This window comes from Bacillus sp. FSL R5-0709 (assembly GCF_038004785.1).
Classification (GTDB): domain Bacteria; phylum Bacillota; class Bacilli; order Bacillales; family Bacillaceae_G; genus Bacillus_A; species Bacillus_A mycoides.
Window position 1 is genome coordinate 5,107,508 of the sequence record NZ_JBBORT010000001.1, and the last position, 15,278, is coordinate 5,122,785.

Sequence of the window (15,278 nt, forward strand, 5' to 3'; positions counted from 1 at the left end):
TATTATTCTAGAATCGTTCCTAAAAATCAATAGTTAATTGGTATTTTACTATTTTCACTCCATTACCATAACATATATTTGTCACATGTATTTAGATTAGAAAATTGGCACAGAAAAAGAGATAGCTTTGCCATCTCTTTTTCTGTTTCAACTTTCCCTTATCAAGCCACACGACTTTTCGGTGCTCTTCTTTCTTTGACTTCTGATCAGTCTATAGACTGATCAGAAGTTTATATATCAACTTGTATATCAATTCTAAACAAAAATAGACATCTTTTCTTTATTACATTTTTTCTGGTGCAGATACTCCTACGATTGCTAATGCATTTTGAAGTGTCGTGCGTACTGCTTTCATTAATTCGTAACGAGCTTTACTTAATTCTAAGTTATCTTGGTTTAATACTTTTTCTGCATTGTAGAAGCTGTGTAATGCCGCAGCTAATTCAAATGCATAGCTTGTAATGCGGTGTGGCAGACGTTTTTGCGCTGCATCCGCAACTACAGCTGGGAATTCACCAAGTTTTTTCAGTAACTCTACTTCTTTCTCAGAAGTAACAAGTTTGTAATTTACGTCTCCGCCTGTAGCTAATCCTAACTCTTCACCTTGACGAAGGATACTGCATACACGAGCATGTGCATATTGTGCATAGTATACTGGGTTTTCATTAGATTTTGATACAGCTAAGTCCATATCGAAGTCTAAATGAGAATCACCGCTACGCATTGCGAAGAAGTATCGCATTGCGTCCACGCCTACTTCTTCCATAAGCTCACGAAGTGTAACTGCTTTACCTGTACGCTTACTCATTTTCATTTTTTCACCATTTTGGTACAGTTGTACCATTTGGATGATTTCTACTTCAAGTGTTTCTTTATCGTAACCTAGTGCTTGAATAGCAGCTTTCATACGAGGAATGTAACCGTGGTGGTCAGCACCCCAAATGTTGATTAGCTTATCGAAACCACGCTCTAATTTATCACGGTGATAAGCGATATCTGGCGTTAAGTATGTGTAAGAACCGTCATTTTTAATTAATACACGGTTTTTGTCGTCACCGTAAGTCATTGAACGGAACCAAGTTGCTCCGCCTTCTTCAAAGATTTCGTCACGCTCTTTTAATACAGCAAGAGCCTGATCAATTTTTCCGTTTTTGTATAATGATGTTTCTGAGAACCACACATCGAAGTTAACACGGAAGCTTGCTAAATCTTTTTGAAGTTTTGCTAACTCATATTTTAAACCGTATGAACGATAGAATTCATAGCTTTCTTCTGCATCAGCTTTTGCATAACGATCGCCAAACTCTTCAGCTAAGCGTTTACCAATTCCAATGATGTCCGCACCATGGTAACCGTCTTCTGGCATTTCTTTCTCTAAACCTAAAGCTTGCATGTAACGAGCTTCAACAGAAAGAGCTAAGTTATGAATTTGGTTACCAGCATCATTAATGTAGTACTCACGAGATACATCATATCCTGCTTTTGCTAATACGTTACATAAAGTGTCACCTACTGCCGCACCACGTGCATGTCCTAAGTGAAGATCGCCTGTTGGATTCGCAGATACGAACTCAATTTGTACTTTTTCACCTTTACCAGTATTCGTTTCACCGTATGCTTCACCAGCGTTGACGATTGTTGGGATTAAGTCTGTTAAGTAGCTATTATCCATGTAGAAGTTAATGAAACCAGGACCAGCGATTTCAATTTTTTCAATAGAAGCTTTTGCTTTATCGAAGTTTGCAACTAATTCTTCTGCAATCATACGAGGTGCTTTTTTCGCAACGCGTGCAAGTTGCATTGCCATATTTGTAGAGAAGTCACCATTTGTTTTATCTTTTGGAGATTCTAATACAACGTTTGGAATTTGTTCTTCTGTCGCTAGTTCTGCCTTTAATACAGCAGCTTGAATTTCTTCTTTAATCAATCCTTTTACTTGTTCTAAAGAATTCATTATTTTGCCTCCTTCAAATTAAGTGTAATTGTATATCTGCCAGCTTCTTGTTCACTTAGAAGCAATGCGTACGTTAAGAAGAGTTGTCCTTTTTTCTTTTCATCCGACCATTTAAAAAGAACGTTATCAGTTTTCGTTTGCAATGCAAACGTACCAAGTTCACTCGTATACGTACCAGTTGTCCATTCACCTTTCACATGCGTCTGACGCATAGAAATAGCACCTGAACGCATAATGAGAACTTGTTCATCTTGAATTTTAATAATTGTTTTCACTTCGCCTTGTTCGTTCGGCTCTTGGAATGTTATATATGTACCTTGACCTTTTACATAGTATTGACCATTTGCTTCAAAAGCAACGGTTTCCTTCCTCGCCCCTTCACGGATTTCTGTTACGAAATGAACGTGTACCGGCAAGCCTGCAAGTTGTTTCTTCACGTCTTGCACACCCTTCAAATGTTATAGATATTAAATACTACTTATAATAAATCACTTTTCCTATCATATCAAAAAAAGACTCTGTCTGTCTGCTGAAAAATCAGGAAAACTCCTTTTCAAAAAATAATTCACCTTCACTTTATTTCATATGTTAAAATATTTTTTAAATCTAAATATTCTTTCATTTCAAGGGGTGAATTTGGTGCTACTAACAAAATTAAAAAAAGATGATGAAATAAGGGTTATTTCACCATCTTGTAGTTTAAGTATTGTCTCAAATGAAAACAGAGACCTTGCTATAAAAAGATTAACCGACATAGGCTTTCAAGTTACATTCTCAAAATATGCTGATGAGATAGATCGATTCGCTTCCTCTTCTATTTCTTCACGAGTTCAAGACCTCCACGAAGCATTTAGAGATCCTAATGTAAAAGCCATTTTGACGACACTTGGCGGATACAACTCTAATGGTTTATTGAAACATCTCAATTATGATTTAATTCGAGAAAATCCGAAAATTTTCTGCGGTTATTCTGATATTACCGCTTTAAGTAACGCGATTTATGCTAAAACAGGCTTAGTTACATATTCAGGTCCTCACTTCTCTTCATTTGGAATGGAGAAAGGACTCGATTATACGACCGATTACTTTTTAAAGTGCTTAACTTCTCATGAACCTATTGAAATCCTACCATCTGAAACATGGAGCGATGATTCTTGGTATATGGATCAAGAAAATCGAGAATTTATTAAAAATGAAGGATATGTTTCGATTCAAGAAGGAGAAGCTACAGGGGATATTATCGGCGGAAATATGAGCACTTTGAATTTACTACAAGGTACACCATATATGCCAAGCTTAAGAAATAAAGTTTTATTTCTTGAAGAAGATAGTTTAACGGGAAAAGCTACACTTAAAACTTTCGATCGATATTTACATTCTCTTATGCAGCAAACTGATTTTGAATACGTAAAAGGCATCGTTATAGGAAGAATGCAAAAAGGAACAGAATGTATGATAGAGGACATTCAAGAAATGATTGCTTCAAAGCCTGAACTTGCTCATATCCCTATTATTGCGAATGCCAGTTTCGGACATACAACTCCAATCTTTACTTTCCCAATTGGCGGAAGGGCAAAAATCATTTCTAATAAAGAAAGTTCAGCTATCACCATTTTAACGCACTAAAAAAGGAGCGAACGATTCGCTCCTTTTATGGTTTTTCTATTTTTTGCAACGCTTTTTGCGGGATTGATTCTTTCGAGATTTCAGCCCATCCTTTTCCCTGCATACCTTTTGCATAAATTTTTATAAAAGCACCCGTATGCAATTCACGGTTCACCATTCTTTTAATAACTTGTAGCTTTCCATCTTCTGTATACCCTTTAAATGTATACAAATATTCATCGTCTTTTTTCTCACTTTTATCTATAACAGCATAATAATCTTGTATTTCTTTATTTGAAAAGAAGTTGTCTACAAAAGCATGCACACCTTCTGTTTTCGTGTTTAAATAATATGCTGTTCCACCTAAAATAATGGCGAACACAGCTAAAACTTTAATTACCAATTTCATAAATGCGCCTCCTGTTTGCACTGCTTTCTCACTAGCCGTATGTCTATACCTGTATTATACGAAAAAAGGCATACTATACTCTATCGAAATGCCTTACACTTTCCTTACATTATTGTAAGAGTTTTTCACCTTACAGCGATTTCCCAATAAAAAATTTTTCCGTTTAACAAACTTTTATATTATTATTGAATGATACAAATTTTTATTACAAAAATCAAAGGAGACAATTTTCAAATGGCTATCTTGCAAGGTTTAGCACTATTACTTGTTGTACTTTGTCTATTTACACTTTTCAGTTACCGTGCGCCTTACGGAATGAAAGCAATGGGCGCTTTAGCTAATGCAGCAATCGCAAGTTTTCTTATTGAAGCATTTCACCGTTATATTGGTGGAGAAATGTTTCATAATGACTTTTTACAATCAGTAGGAGTAGCTTCTGGTAGCATGAGCGGTGTCGCAGCGGCAATTTTAGTCGCATTAGCAATCGGTGTCTCACCCGTATACGCTGTTTTAATCGGTATCGCTACTAGCGGATTCGGTATTTTACCAGGATTTTTCGCTGGATACGTTTGTGCCTTCGTCGTGAAGTTTCTCGAAAAGAAATTACCAGCTGGTGTAGAGTTTTTAGCAATCCTATTTATCGCTGCACCAATTTCACGCGGAATGGCCATGCTTATGGATCCACTCGTTAACGCAACACTTGGTAAAATCGGTTCTATGATTTCAGTTGCAACTACAGAAAGTCCTATCATTATGGGTATTATGCTTGGTGGATTAATAACAGTTATTTCTACATCTCCATTAAGTTCTATGGCACTAACTGCAATGCTTGGATTAACTGGTTTACCAATGGCAATTGGTAGTCTTGCCGTAGCAGCTTCTGCCCCAATGAACTTCATTTTCTTTAAACGACTAAAAATCTGTTCAAAGAAAGATACAATCGCCGTGGCAATCGAGCCGTTAACACAGGCCGATGTTGTCTCAGCAAATCCAATTCCTATCTATATGACAAACTTTGTTGGCGGTGCGCTTGCCGGTATTATTACGTCGCTATTCCAGCTCGTTAATAATGCACCAGGGACAGCATCACCAATTCCAGGACTTCTCGTACTGTTCGGATTTAATGATGTAATAAAAGTAACGATTGCTGCCGTATTATGTGGAATCGTTACCACTATTGTTGGATACGTCGGTTCTATTGTGTTCCGCAAATATCCAATCCGTTCTGCTGATGAAATTCGCGGAATTACTTCGGAAGAGAAAGTTGCGTAAAGAAAGGGAGCTATTCTCATCGTTTGAGAATAGCTCTTTTTTATGTCGCGTGACGGTAAGTGAAATTATATTGAACACAACTCCGCATATATCGACGTTTCGACAAAGGATATCGACTTAACTACTAAATAAGACAATAATAACCTACCTATTAATAAAAGAAGCCGGCTCAAAATACTTTTTGAGTCGGCTTCACTTTTACTTTATCCAGCTACAGCGGCTAGAATGATTGGTGGCTTCGCTTCTTCCTTCGAGGCAAAAAACGCCTCTACGTCTGAAGCTCCATCCCCCTCACATTCTGAGCGAGCCGCTTGCGCTTTTATTTTATCCAGCTACAGCAGCTAGAATCTCCGGCCATTTCACACTCTCGTTCGAAGCCAAAAGCGCTTCTCGGTCGAGCGTTCCAATGACCTGCGATTCTGAGCGAGCTGCCTACGCTTTTATTTAACCCAACCGAGCAGCATTTCCCGCACGAATTTGCTTGCTGCGATTGGTGTTTGATCACTATGATCGTAGACTGGAGCTACTTCTACTAAGTCTGCTCCGACTACTTTTATATTTGAATTTGCAATTGCTACGATGGACTCTAATAGTTCTTTAGATGTGATACCTCCAGCTTCTAATGTTCCTGTTCCAGGAGCGTGAGCTGGGTCTAATACGTCGATGTCGATTGTGACATAGACTGGGCGTCCTGCAAGTTTCGGTAATACTTCCTTTAACGGTTCTAATACGTCAAATTTATATAAGTTCATACCTACTTCTTTTGCCCATTCGAATTCTTCCTTCATTCCAGAACGAATACCGAAAGAATATACGTTTTCCGGACCAATTAAATCGCACACTTTACGAATTGGTGTAGAGTGGGATAAAGGCTCTCCCTCATATGACTCACGTAAGTCAGTATGAGCATCCATATGGATGATTGCTAAATCTGGATATTTTTTTGCCATTGCCTTAAAAATTGGCCAAGACACTAAGTGCTCTCCGCCGAGACCTAGTGGAAACTTACCGGCATCTAATAGTTTTGTTACATATTCTTCAATCATGTCTATGCTGCGCTGTGGATTCCCAAATGGTAATGGGATATCACCCGCATCAAAATATTTTACCTCTTCTAGTTCACGATCTAAATACGGACTATATTCTTCAAGACCGATTGATACTTCACGAATACGTGCAGGGCCAAAGCGAGATCCTGGACGGAAACTTACTGTCCAATCCATAGGCATCCCGTAAATAACTGCCTCTGACTCTTCAAAACTTGGATGACTTTTAATAAATACTTTACCTGAATAAGCTTCATCAAAACGCATATTCTTTTCCTCCTTATGTGGAACTTAAGGTATCCCAACCTTTCACTATTTCTCAAATTTGGAGCGCATTGCTCCTCTTTCTCGATTTACCTGGGCCTTCTTGTTATCACAAGAAGACTACTTCATTTGTAGCAGTGTAAGTAACTAGCATGTTCAAGCCTTCTAGACAAACACCTTAAATGAGTTACTTACACTTTATTTATTTCAATTTAACGCTCTTACTTAATTAAATCGCCAACAAATTTCGGTAATGCGAATGCTGCATTGTGTAATTCTTTTGTGTAGTATTTCGTTTCGATTTCGTGGAAACGCTCTTCACTTACTTCTAATGGATCATGTTTTTTAGATCCGATTGTGAACGTCCAAAGTCCACTTGGATACGTCGGAATGTTTGCTGTGTATAGACGAGTAATTGGGAAAATCTCTTTTACGTCTTTAAACACAGTTGTAATTAGTTCTGGTGTAAACCAAGGGTTGTCCGTTTGGGCAACGAAAATACCATCTTCTTTTAACGCTTTTGAAATTCCAGCGTAGAAGCCTTTTGTAAATAGGTTTACTGCTGGACCTACTGGCTCAGTAGAATCTACCATAATTACGTCATATTCGTTTTCGCTTTCTGCGATGTGTAGGAAACCGTCTCCTACTTTTACTTCTACACGCTCATCATCTAATGCGCCTGCAATTGATGGTAAGTATTGTTTAGAGTACTCAATTACTTTTCCATCAATTTCAACAAGAGTTGCTTTCTTTACGCTTGGGTGTTTTAATACTTCACGAATAACACCACCATCGCCACCGCCTACTACTAATACGTTTTCAGGGTTTGGATGTGTAAATAAAGGTACGTGCGCTACCATTTCATGATAAACGAACTCGTCCTTTTCTGTTGTCATAACCATGCCATCTAAAATAAGCATGTTTCCGAACTCTTCCGTTTCAACCATATCAAGTTTTTGGAATTCTGTTTGCTCCGTATGTAATGTGCGGTTAATACGCGCCGTAATTCCAAAATGCTTTGTTTGTTTTTCAGTGAACCATAGTTCCATCGTACAATCACGCCTTTCAATGCAAATTTATAATAGGGACATCATTAATGTCCCCTAACAAAAATAAAACAAAACATCCAAAAAGTATAGTTAAAAGTAAAAAAATACCGAAAATATATTTTAGTCAGAGGGTTCTAACATATATGTGAAAAGGGATTGCTCTGTAATAGGAAAGAAAACCCTTTCTTAAGAAAGGGTTTTTGTCTCTATTTCTACCGGTTTACGAATCGGAATTAAGATCATTACGCAACCAACTAACACGACAATTCCACCGACTAAAAACGGACTTTGTGGTGAAACTGTATGACCGATGACTCCTGATAAAATTGGAGCAATCGCACCCCCTAACCAACGAACGAAGTTATAAACACCTGATGTAACAGATCTTTCATAAGGTGAAATATCCATTACATAACTTGTAAATAACGCGTTATTTAAGCCTGATGCTAATCCTGATAGAACGATTAACACGATTTGTAACCACATGATTTTAACGAAGAATAGTGCAATTAAGAAAATCGCAAATACAAGTAAACTACCTTTTAACAATGTTTTTGGTTCATATTTACCTTCTAGCTTATGCGCTAAAATTGCTGATCCGTAAGCTAATGCTAATCCCCATCCGCAAAATACAAATCCTAATTGAATAGCAGATAAATGCATAATAAGTGGTGAATATGCTAACACGACGAAAAATCCGTAGTAATATAACATCCCGGAAATGGCACCTTGCATAAACGGTTTATACTTCACCAGGTTAAGTAATTCTCCTACGCCTGCTGCTTTACGCTTCACTTTTCGCTCCGGTTCTTTTACAAAAAAGAAAACTAAAATAAATGCTAAAGAAATTAAAATACTCGTCGCAAAAAATGGGTAACGCCAAGAATGTCCACCTAATATACCACCTAACAATGGGCCACCTGCCATCCCTAAACCGATAGCTGCTTCATATAATCCTACTGCTTCATGAACTTCTTTACTTAATGCAATTAATAATGTCATCGCCGTTGCAAAGAACATCGCATTTCCTAATCCCCACCCCGCGCGGAAAAGAGATAATTGAGCAATCGTTTGCGATATACCACATATAAATGCAAATACAGTTACAATCGCAAGACCGATCGTCATCATTCGTTTATCACCAAATCTTGATGCAAATATTCCAGCTGGTAACATCATAATTGCCATCGTTAAAATATATGCTGTAAATAACATCTCGACTTGCCAATGCGAAGCACCAATTTGTTCAGCAATACTTGGTAAAATTGGGTCGACTACTCCTATACCTGAAAAGGCAAGGAAGGTAGCCACCACTGTAATCAATCTCCCTAATTTTTGTTTGCTCTCCATTTTGATTACTCTCCTTTTGTATTCTCTAAAAATGTAACTGCACGGCTTAAACTATCCTCTAGCTCTGCCTTAACACGCTGCATTTGCTCCATTTTTTCGTCTAACGTTTGCACTTGTTTTTCAAGCATCTCTTTAATTTCTTGAATCACTTCACGGTCACGCGGATTCTCACTATTTCTTCTTTGTTCCATTCTTTCTTTTAACGATAAGAAATGTTGCATTTGTTGAAGCGTAATTCCTAGTACTTCTTTCGCTTCCACAATCCTTTTAATTCTCGCAATGTCCTCGTCTGTATACAGGCGAATATTCCCTTCACTGCGTTCTGGGGGATGAATTAAACCAATTTCCTCATAATAACGAAGTGTACGCTTTGTTAAACCAACTTGCTTTGTTACTTCATCGATTTTATACATGTGTATTCCTCCCTTCACCGATTATTACATTTTACGTTAACGTTAACTTTTGTGCAACTGTTATACTTTTGTAAATGTTTGTCATATGAATTGTATTTTTCTCAAAGCAGTTTCATAATAAAAGAAAAGAGATGATAAGGAGATTTCCACATGAATAAACCACTTATTTTCGCTCATCGCGGGGTAAAAGGAACACACCCAGAAAATACGATGATTGCCTTCCAAGAGGCTGAACGCATTGGGGCTCACGGAATTGAACTTGATGTTCATCTATCAAAAGATGGTGAACTAGTTGTTATTCATGATGAAACGGTGGACCGCACAACAAATGGCGTGGGACTTGTTTCTGAGAAAACTGTAGAGGAATTACAAGCTTTAGATGCTGGTAGCCATAAAGATCCTTCTTTCCATGAGGCGAAAATCCCAACATTACGAGAAGTATTTATTTGGCTCTCTACAACAAATTTACAACTTAACATTGAATTAAAAACAGATGTTCTTCATTATCCAAATATTGAAGAAAAAGTTGTTGCTCTTGTTCGTGAATATCATCTATCCAATCAAATTGTATTTTCATCATTTAACCACGATTCCGTTTCATTATTAGCAGAAATTGCTCCAGAAATTCCAAGAGCGATTTTGTACGATACACCACTTGCAGATCCTATTGCTGAAGCAAAAAGGCGCGAGGCGACTGGATTACATCCAAACTTTCAATTATTAACGAAAGAGTTTGTCCAATTAGCACAGGGGCAAGGATACGTTTTTCGTCCTTACACTATTAATGAATATAAAGATTTACAAACTATGATTGACTATGGTGTAGATGTCATCATTACCGATTGGCCAGCACGTGCCTTTGAGCTCCTTTCTTAATTGAAGGGGCTTTTTGTTTTCAAAATTTCATTGTTTAAAATAAACGAAAACCCTCAATACTAATACAATAATGCTTGTATTAATGAGGGGCTGAAAAAGATGGATCAAACCATGAATCCAAAACTTAAAAAATATAAACGTCTTTTCTTCACCGTAATGTTTTCTTGTGTTCTTTTTTTCGTTTTTTCCTTTTTTATTATCATTATAGCTGCAAAAATTATGGGGCCTCCCCCTGTTGCAGTGCCGCAAACGAGTGTCTTTTACGCTAATGATGACACTGTTATAGGACAAAGTAATGAAACACAAAAGCGCTATAATGTATCTCTTGATGAAATTTCTCCTTATGTAAAAGAGGCAACACTATCTATTGAAGATCAACGATTCTACAAACATCATGGATTTGATATAAAGCGCATTGTTGGTGCCATTGTTGCCGATTTAAAAGCAATGGCAAAAGTACAAGGTGCTAGTACTATTACACAACAGTATGCTCGTAACCTATACTTAGATCATGATAAAACGTGGAAGCGTAAACTATTAGAGGCAATGTATACCGTTCGCCTTGAAGTGAACTATAATAAAAATCATATTTTAGAAGGATATTTAAATACAATTTATTACGGGCATGGTGCTTACGGAATCGAAGCTGCTTCTCGCCTGTATTTCGATAAAACTGCAAAAGAATTAACATTAGCAGAAGCTAGTATGCTCGCAGGTATTCCGAAAGGACCTAGCTTCTACTCTCCCTTTTTAAAAGAGGAGCGTGCTAAAGGGCGTCAATCTCTCATACTAGATGAAATGGTAGAACAAGGTTATATTACAAAACAGCAAGCTACCTCAGCAAAAAAGGAAACACTTACTTTTGCTTCATTGGATACGAAAAAAGTTGCAGAGGTCGCACCTTATTTCCAAGATGCTGTACAAGCTTCTCTTCTTCGGGATATCGGATTAGATGAGCAAGCCTTACAGCGAGGTGGCTTACGTATTTATACAACGCTAGACCCTAAATTACAATCTGTAGCAGAGCAAGCTGTAAAAAATCATATACCTGAAACAACAAACATCCAAACTGCCCTCGTCTCTATGAATCCAAAAACGGGTGAAGTGGCTGCCCTTGTTGGTGGAACTGATTATAATACGAGTCAATTTAACAGAGCTACACAAGCCGCTCGTCAGCCCGGCTCTACATTTAAGCCATTCCTATATTACGCAGCCTTAGAACGAGGATTCACCCCTGCTACGCGCTTAAAAAGCGAATATACTGTATTCACTTTAGGTGACGGTGTTTCCAAATATAAACCGAAAAATTATAAAAACTATTATGCAGACGACTTTGTGACAATGGCACAAGCACTCGCTGTTTCTGATAACGTATATGCTGTGAAGACAAATCTATTTTTAGGCGAAGACATTCTTACAAAAACAGCGAAGCAATTCGGTATTACTAGCGCATTAAAAGATGTTCCGTCTCTTGCTCTCGGCACATCTCCTGTAAAACCAATTGAAATGGTCAATGCTTATAGCATGTTTGCAAACGGCGGGAAAGAAGTAAAACCAATCTTTATAAGGCGCATCGTTGATCATGAAGGAAATATGCTATACGACGCTCATTTAGAAAGTAAACAAGTTCTAGATAAAAGCAAAGCCTTTGTGATGGAAGAAATGATGGCAGGTATGTTTAATAAAAAACTAAGCAGTTATGCCGCTGTGACCGGTCAATCGATGTTATCAAAACTATCAAGAACATATGCTGGAAAGTCTGGTTCTACAGAAACTGATAGTTGGATGATTGGATTTACCCCACAACTTGTAACAGGGGTTTGGATTGGATACGATCAACCTAAATCCATTTCAAACGTAGCAGAACAAGGATACGCAAAAAAAATATGGACCGATACAATGGAAAAAGGATTAGATGGACAGCCTAAACAAGAGTTTAAACAACCAGCAGATGTTGTTGCAGTCGATGTTAATCCTGAAAACGGTAAGATTGCTACAAAAAATTGTCCCATTTCTGTGAAAATGTATTTCGCAAAAGGTACAGAGCCAACAGAGTATTGTATGGATCACGTTGATGATAAGGAAGAGTTCGAAAAGGTTAGTGAAGAGAAGAAAAAGACGGGTTGGTGGAAAAAATATCTCCCGTGGTAAAAAAATAGCTGACGGAAATCCGTCAGCTATTTTTATTCGCCTAATAATGCGTGGCGCAATTCTTCACTAGATTCGTTCCAAATTGCTTCATTATGCTCTTTTAAGAATGTACCAAGTACTTTTTTAGATGATTCATCCATATGATCAATCATGATGTGACGCTTTAGGGATTTATCCATTTTATTTACATGCTCTGGAAGTGATTTATATCCGCGGCGAATTTCACGATCAACTGTCATTTCACAGGCTGTTGCACCTGCGTAATAAGCACCGTTTGGTGTTCTTTCAATTGTTACCCAAACAAGCCAAAACGGTTTTCCGTTTGGAACTTCATCTTTATTTGTTAAAAACTTAATTCCTTTTTCTACTGTACTACGCGCATGCATCGCACCGATATCAACGAACGCAGTTTTCTCTAATACATCAACAAATACAGGAGAAATATTTTCTAAACTTAATGCCCCAACGCCAAAACCACCATGTCCATCTGTTGAATCATTTTTCACGATATTAAAACCGATTTTTTTCTTTTTCTCTGTCATATGTAAACTCCTCCTCGCTTAATGATTAAAAAAGCCTGAAAATAGGCGCAATGATATTTTGTAAAAATACTAATACATATGGAATAACAACATTGAAAATAGGTTGAATTGTGTAATTGCTAAGCGGTGTAATAACAAGAATTAATAACGCAATTGATCCATACTTTTCATACTGTGTCATTTTCGCACGAATATTTGCTGGTGCTAAATCTTCCACAACGCGATACCCATCAAGTGGCGGGATTGGTAATAAATTAAATACAAGTAAAACAATATTAAGCATAATAAAAATTTGGAAAAATTGATCCAGCGTATCTGCTACTGCAAGTGGCATCGCATCTAACACACCAAACGTTATTAAGCTATACCAAATAATTAAACCTATTGCACTTAAGATAAGATTACTTATCGGTCCCGCAATAGAAACTAATATTCCCGCAAGACGCGGTCTTTTAAAGTTATACGGATTAACAGGTACTGGTCTTGCCCAACCGAATCCAAGAATTAGTACAGCAATCATACCGATAGGATCTAAATGAGCCATCGGTGATAATGTTAAACGTCCTTGCTTTTTCGCTGTATCGTCTCCAAATTTATATGCAACATACGCATGTGCAAATTCATGCACAGATAGCGCAATAATAATCGCCATTGCTACCAATGGAATTTGTTGCAATGGGTATCTAAATAACTGATCCATAACTCATCTCCTCTTCCATATGTCAAAAAAAGAAATTATTTGTTTTTCCGATTGTTCTTCCTCATAATCCGCTATAATAAGAGTGTAACTTACATAAAAGGAGCGATTATACATGCCATACGTAACAGTGAAAATGCTAGAAGGACGCACAGAAGAACAAAAGAAAGCTCTTGCTGAGAAAGTAACAGCAGCAGTAAGCGAAACAACTGGTGCTCCTGAAGAAAACATCGTTGTTTTCATCGAAGAAATGTCTAAAAACCATTATGCAGTTGGCGGAAAACGCTTAAGCGACAAATAATTTCAAGTTTTTTCATAAGAAGCAGCTCTTTGCTGCTTCTTATTTCTTTCCTTCTAACAACTCGATAATTCTCTCTTTATATTTTCCTTTTCTTCCATCTTCATAGATTAAATCATGCGGATAGAATAGCTTTTGATCCGTTCGCTTCTTACCTGTAATCGCCTCAACAATATCCGATTCACGCGAAAGCTCTCTAAGTTCCCCGTTCGGCATAAGAAGTAAGATTGGCAGACGCTCTTCTTCTTCTCCTGCGCGGTAAAAGTCATACGGTAAATCCGATGTTGAATCCACAACTAAGTAATACTCTGGATCGAGTCCAATCTTTTTAAATAAGCTACTTAGCTCCATCCAATTATCTAAACCGTGCTTATCTGTAAACTCCACATATTTAAATAGATTTCGATTCATAAAACGACGGCATAAGTCACTTAAAATCGGATCTTCTTCCTCTTGCCATACTTGGAAGTAATAATACATTACGTTCTCGTCTAACTTTAAATAATCCTCTACTGTCACTTCTTCTTCAAATAAAGAATAGAAATGAACAGGATGATTTTTAAACGCATAATACTTCTCATGCAGTGATTTAGCTCGGTGTAAAATCTTCGTTAAAATTACTTCTGCACTACGTGTTACCGGATGAAAATATACTTGCCAATACATTTGATAACGGCTCATAATATAATGCTCTACAGCATGCATACCACTATTTTTAATGACAACTTGATTACCGTACGGGCGCATGACACGCAGTATACGTTCCATATCAAAGTTCCCATACTTTACACCAGTAAAATATGCATCTCTTAATAAATAATCCATACGATCGGCATCAATTTGGCTCGAAATCATACTAATCGCTAATTTATTAGTAGATGTTTTCGCAATTACATCTGCTACCTTTTGCGGGAAATCCTTATCCACACGGCTTAACACACGATTAATTTCCGTATCACCAACGATAATCTTTTGCGTAAATTTCTCATGATCTAACGAAAATACTTTTTCAAACGAGTGAGAAAATGGGCCGTGACCGACATCATGAAGTAATGACGCACATAAACATAACAATCTATCTTCAGCATTCCAGTTCGGTCTGCCATCAAACACATCATCAATCATACGACGAATAATTTCATATACACCTAACGAATGAGTAAAGCGACTATGCTCTGCACCGTGAAATGTAAAAAATGTCGTACCAAGCTGCTTAATACGGCGCAAGCGTTGAAATTCTTTCGTTCCGATTAAATCCCAAATAACGCGATCACGCACGTGTACATATTTATGTACTGGGTCTTTAAACACTTTTGTTTCGCTGAGTTTGTCGTTTAAATATACCACTTTCC

General features: G+C 37.4%; 15 protein-coding genes. 5 read left to right on the plus strand and 10 right to left on the minus strand.

Annotated elements, in window-relative coordinates; all coding sequences use genetic code 11:
* Nucleotides 1–283: 283 nt before the first annotated feature.
* Complete coding sequence (gene argS, locus MKX37_RS26275; protein ID WP_002016342.1) at nucleotides 284–1,954, minus strand: arginine--tRNA ligase; 1,671 nt, start codon at nucleotides 1,952–1,954, stop codon at nucleotides 284–286.
* On the minus strand, nucleotides 1,954–2,391 hold the full coding sequence (locus MKX37_RS26280; RefSeq protein ID WP_002089794.1) for a DUF1934 domain-containing protein: 438 nt from the start codon (nucleotides 2,389–2,391) through the stop codon (nucleotides 1,954–1,956). The genes argS and MKX37_RS26280 overlap by 1 nt, the downstream gene beginning before the upstream one ends.
* Nucleotides 2,392–2,539: 148 nt before the next feature.
* On the opposite strand from MKX37_RS26280, the gene MKX37_RS26285 reads away from it, so the two are divergent.
* Entirely contained in the window at nucleotides 2,540–3,580 is a 1,041-nt protein-coding gene (locus MKX37_RS26285) for a S66 family peptidase (RefSeq protein WP_078178089.1), read from the plus strand.
* Nucleotides 3,581–3,605: 25 nt separating this feature from the next.
* Here the strand turns inward: MKX37_RS26285 and MKX37_RS26290 are convergent, their stop codons facing one another.
* Nucleotides 3,606–3,968 carry a YxeA family protein gene (locus MKX37_RS26290; RefSeq protein ID WP_002130097.1) on the minus strand — a complete coding sequence of 121 codons (363 nt, stop codon included), beginning with the start codon at nucleotides 3,966–3,968 and terminating at the stop codon, nucleotides 3,606–3,608.
* A gap of 234 nt (nucleotides 3,969–4,202) precedes the next feature.
* On the opposite strand from MKX37_RS26290, the gene MKX37_RS26295 reads away from it, so the two are divergent.
* Nucleotides 4,203–5,240, plus strand: coding sequence for a PTS sugar transporter subunit IIC (locus MKX37_RS26295; protein WP_002130098.1), 1,038 nt, complete (start codon nucleotides 4,203–4,205; stop codon nucleotides 5,238–5,240).
* 440 nt (nucleotides 5,241–5,680) lie between these two features.
* Here MKX37_RS26295 and speB read toward each other — a convergent pair whose 3' ends face one another.
* The 4 genes from speB to MKX37_RS26315 all read right to left on the minus strand — a co-directional run bounded on the left by speB (nucleotide 5,681) and on the right by MKX37_RS26315 (nucleotide 9,362).
* Nucleotides 5,681–6,553, minus strand: coding sequence for an agmatinase (gene speB / locus MKX37_RS26300; protein ID WP_002016350.1), 873 nt, complete (start codon nucleotides 6,551–6,553; stop codon nucleotides 5,681–5,683).
* Between the two features lie 218 nt (nucleotides 6,554–6,771).
* Nucleotides 6,772–7,599 (minus strand): polyamine aminopropyltransferase, encoded by an 828-nt coding sequence (gene speE / locus MKX37_RS26305; RefSeq protein WP_000424693.1) that lies wholly within the window; start codon nucleotides 7,597–7,599, stop codon nucleotides 6,772–6,774.
* A 186-nt stretch (nucleotides 7,600–7,785) separates the two neighbouring features.
* Nucleotides 7,786–8,949: an MFS transporter gene (locus MKX37_RS26310; RefSeq protein ID WP_002016352.1), complete on the minus strand. Its 1,164-nt coding sequence runs from the start codon at nucleotides 8,947–8,949 to the stop codon at nucleotides 7,786–7,788.
* Nucleotides 8,950–8,954: 5 nt separating this feature from the next.
* On the minus strand, nucleotides 8,955–9,362 hold the full coding sequence (locus MKX37_RS26315) for a MerR family transcriptional regulator (protein WP_078421782.1): 408 nt from the start codon (nucleotides 9,360–9,362) through the stop codon (nucleotides 8,955–8,957).
* 150 nt (nucleotides 9,363–9,512) lie between these two features.
* Here MKX37_RS26315 and MKX37_RS26320 point away from each other — a divergent pair, with 150 nt between their 5' ends.
* Nucleotides 9,513–10,238 (plus strand): glycerophosphodiester phosphodiesterase, encoded by a 726-nt coding sequence (locus MKX37_RS26320; protein WP_002068526.1) that lies wholly within the window; start codon nucleotides 9,513–9,515, stop codon nucleotides 10,236–10,238.
* Between the two features lie 99 nt (nucleotides 10,239–10,337).
* Nucleotides 10,338–12,389, plus strand: coding sequence for a transglycosylase domain-containing protein (locus MKX37_RS26325; protein WP_002167313.1), 2,052 nt, complete (start codon nucleotides 10,338–10,340; stop codon nucleotides 12,387–12,389).
* Nucleotides 12,390–12,421: 32 nt separating this feature from the next.
* Here the strand turns inward: MKX37_RS26325 and MKX37_RS26330 are convergent, their stop codons facing one another.
* Nucleotides 12,422–12,931 carry a YwhD family protein gene (locus MKX37_RS26330; protein WP_002016357.1) on the minus strand — a complete coding sequence of 170 codons (510 nt, stop codon included), beginning with the start codon at nucleotides 12,929–12,931 and terminating at the stop codon, nucleotides 12,422–12,424.
* 25 nt (nucleotides 12,932–12,956) lie between these two features.
* Nucleotides 12,957–13,631 carry a site-2 protease family protein gene (locus tag MKX37_RS26335; protein ID WP_002016358.1) on the minus strand — a complete coding sequence of 225 codons (675 nt, stop codon included), beginning with the start codon at nucleotides 13,629–13,631 and terminating at the stop codon, nucleotides 12,957–12,959.
* Between the two features lie 112 nt (nucleotides 13,632–13,743).
* Between MKX37_RS26335 and MKX37_RS26340 the strand changes: the two genes are divergently transcribed.
* On the plus strand, nucleotides 13,744–13,929 hold the full coding sequence (locus MKX37_RS26340; RefSeq protein ID WP_001147171.1) for a 2-hydroxymuconate tautomerase: 186 nt from the start codon (nucleotides 13,744–13,746) through the stop codon (nucleotides 13,927–13,929).
* 39 nt (nucleotides 13,930–13,968) lie between these two features.
* Here MKX37_RS26340 and MKX37_RS26345 read toward each other — a convergent pair whose 3' ends face one another.
* Complete coding sequence (locus MKX37_RS26345) at nucleotides 13,969–15,273, minus strand: HD domain-containing protein (RefSeq protein WP_002130105.1); 1,305 nt, start codon at nucleotides 15,271–15,273, stop codon at nucleotides 13,969–13,971.
* Between the last annotated feature and the right edge of the window lie 5 nt (nucleotides 15,274–15,278).

Excerpts from the sequence above, each read along its gene's own strand:
- MKX37_RS26315 (WP_078421782.1), bottom strand. The coding sequence starts at position 9,362 with ATGTATAAAATCGATGAAGTAACAAAGCAAGTTGGTTTAACAAAGCGT.
- argS (WP_002016342.1), bottom strand. The coding sequence starts at position 1,954 with ATGAATTCTTTAGAACAAGTAAAAGGATTGATTAAAGAAGAAATTCAA.
- MKX37_RS26285 (WP_078178089.1), top strand. The coding sequence starts at position 2,540 with ATGTTAAAATATTTTTTAAATCTAAATATTCTTTCATTTCAAGGGGTG.
- MKX37_RS26340 (WP_001147171.1), top strand. The coding sequence starts at position 13,744 with ATGCCATACGTAACAGTGAAAATGCTAGAAGGACGCACAGAAGAACAA.
- MKX37_RS26335 (WP_002016358.1), bottom strand. The coding sequence starts at position 13,631 with ATGGATCAGTTATTTAGATACCCATTGCAACAAATTCCATTGGTAGCA.
- speB (WP_002016350.1), bottom strand. The coding sequence starts at position 6,553 with ATGCGTTTTGATGAAGCTTATTCAGGTAAAGTATTTATTAAAAGTCAT.
- MKX37_RS26290 (WP_002130097.1), bottom strand. The coding sequence starts at position 3,968 with ATGAAATTGGTAATTAAAGTTTTAGCTGTGTTCGCCATTATTTTAGGT.
- MKX37_RS26325 (WP_002167313.1), top strand. The coding sequence starts at position 10,338 with ATGGATCAAACCATGAATCCAAAACTTAAAAAATATAAACGTCTTTTC.
- MKX37_RS26310 (WP_002016352.1), bottom strand. The coding sequence starts at position 8,949 with ATGGAGAGCAAACAAAAATTAGGGAGATTGATTACAGTGGTGGCTACC.
- MKX37_RS26320 (WP_002068526.1), top strand. The coding sequence starts at position 9,513 with ATGAATAAACCACTTATTTTCGCTCATCGCGGGGTAAAAGGAACACAC.
- MKX37_RS26295 (WP_002130098.1), top strand. The coding sequence starts at position 4,203 with ATGGCTATCTTGCAAGGTTTAGCACTATTACTTGTTGTACTTTGTCTA.
- speE (WP_000424693.1), bottom strand. The coding sequence starts at position 7,599 with ATGGAACTATGGTTCACTGAAAAACAAACAAAGCATTTTGGAATTACG.
- MKX37_RS26330 (WP_002016357.1), bottom strand. The coding sequence starts at position 12,931 with ATGACAGAGAAAAAGAAAAAAATCGGTTTTAATATCGTGAAAAATGAT.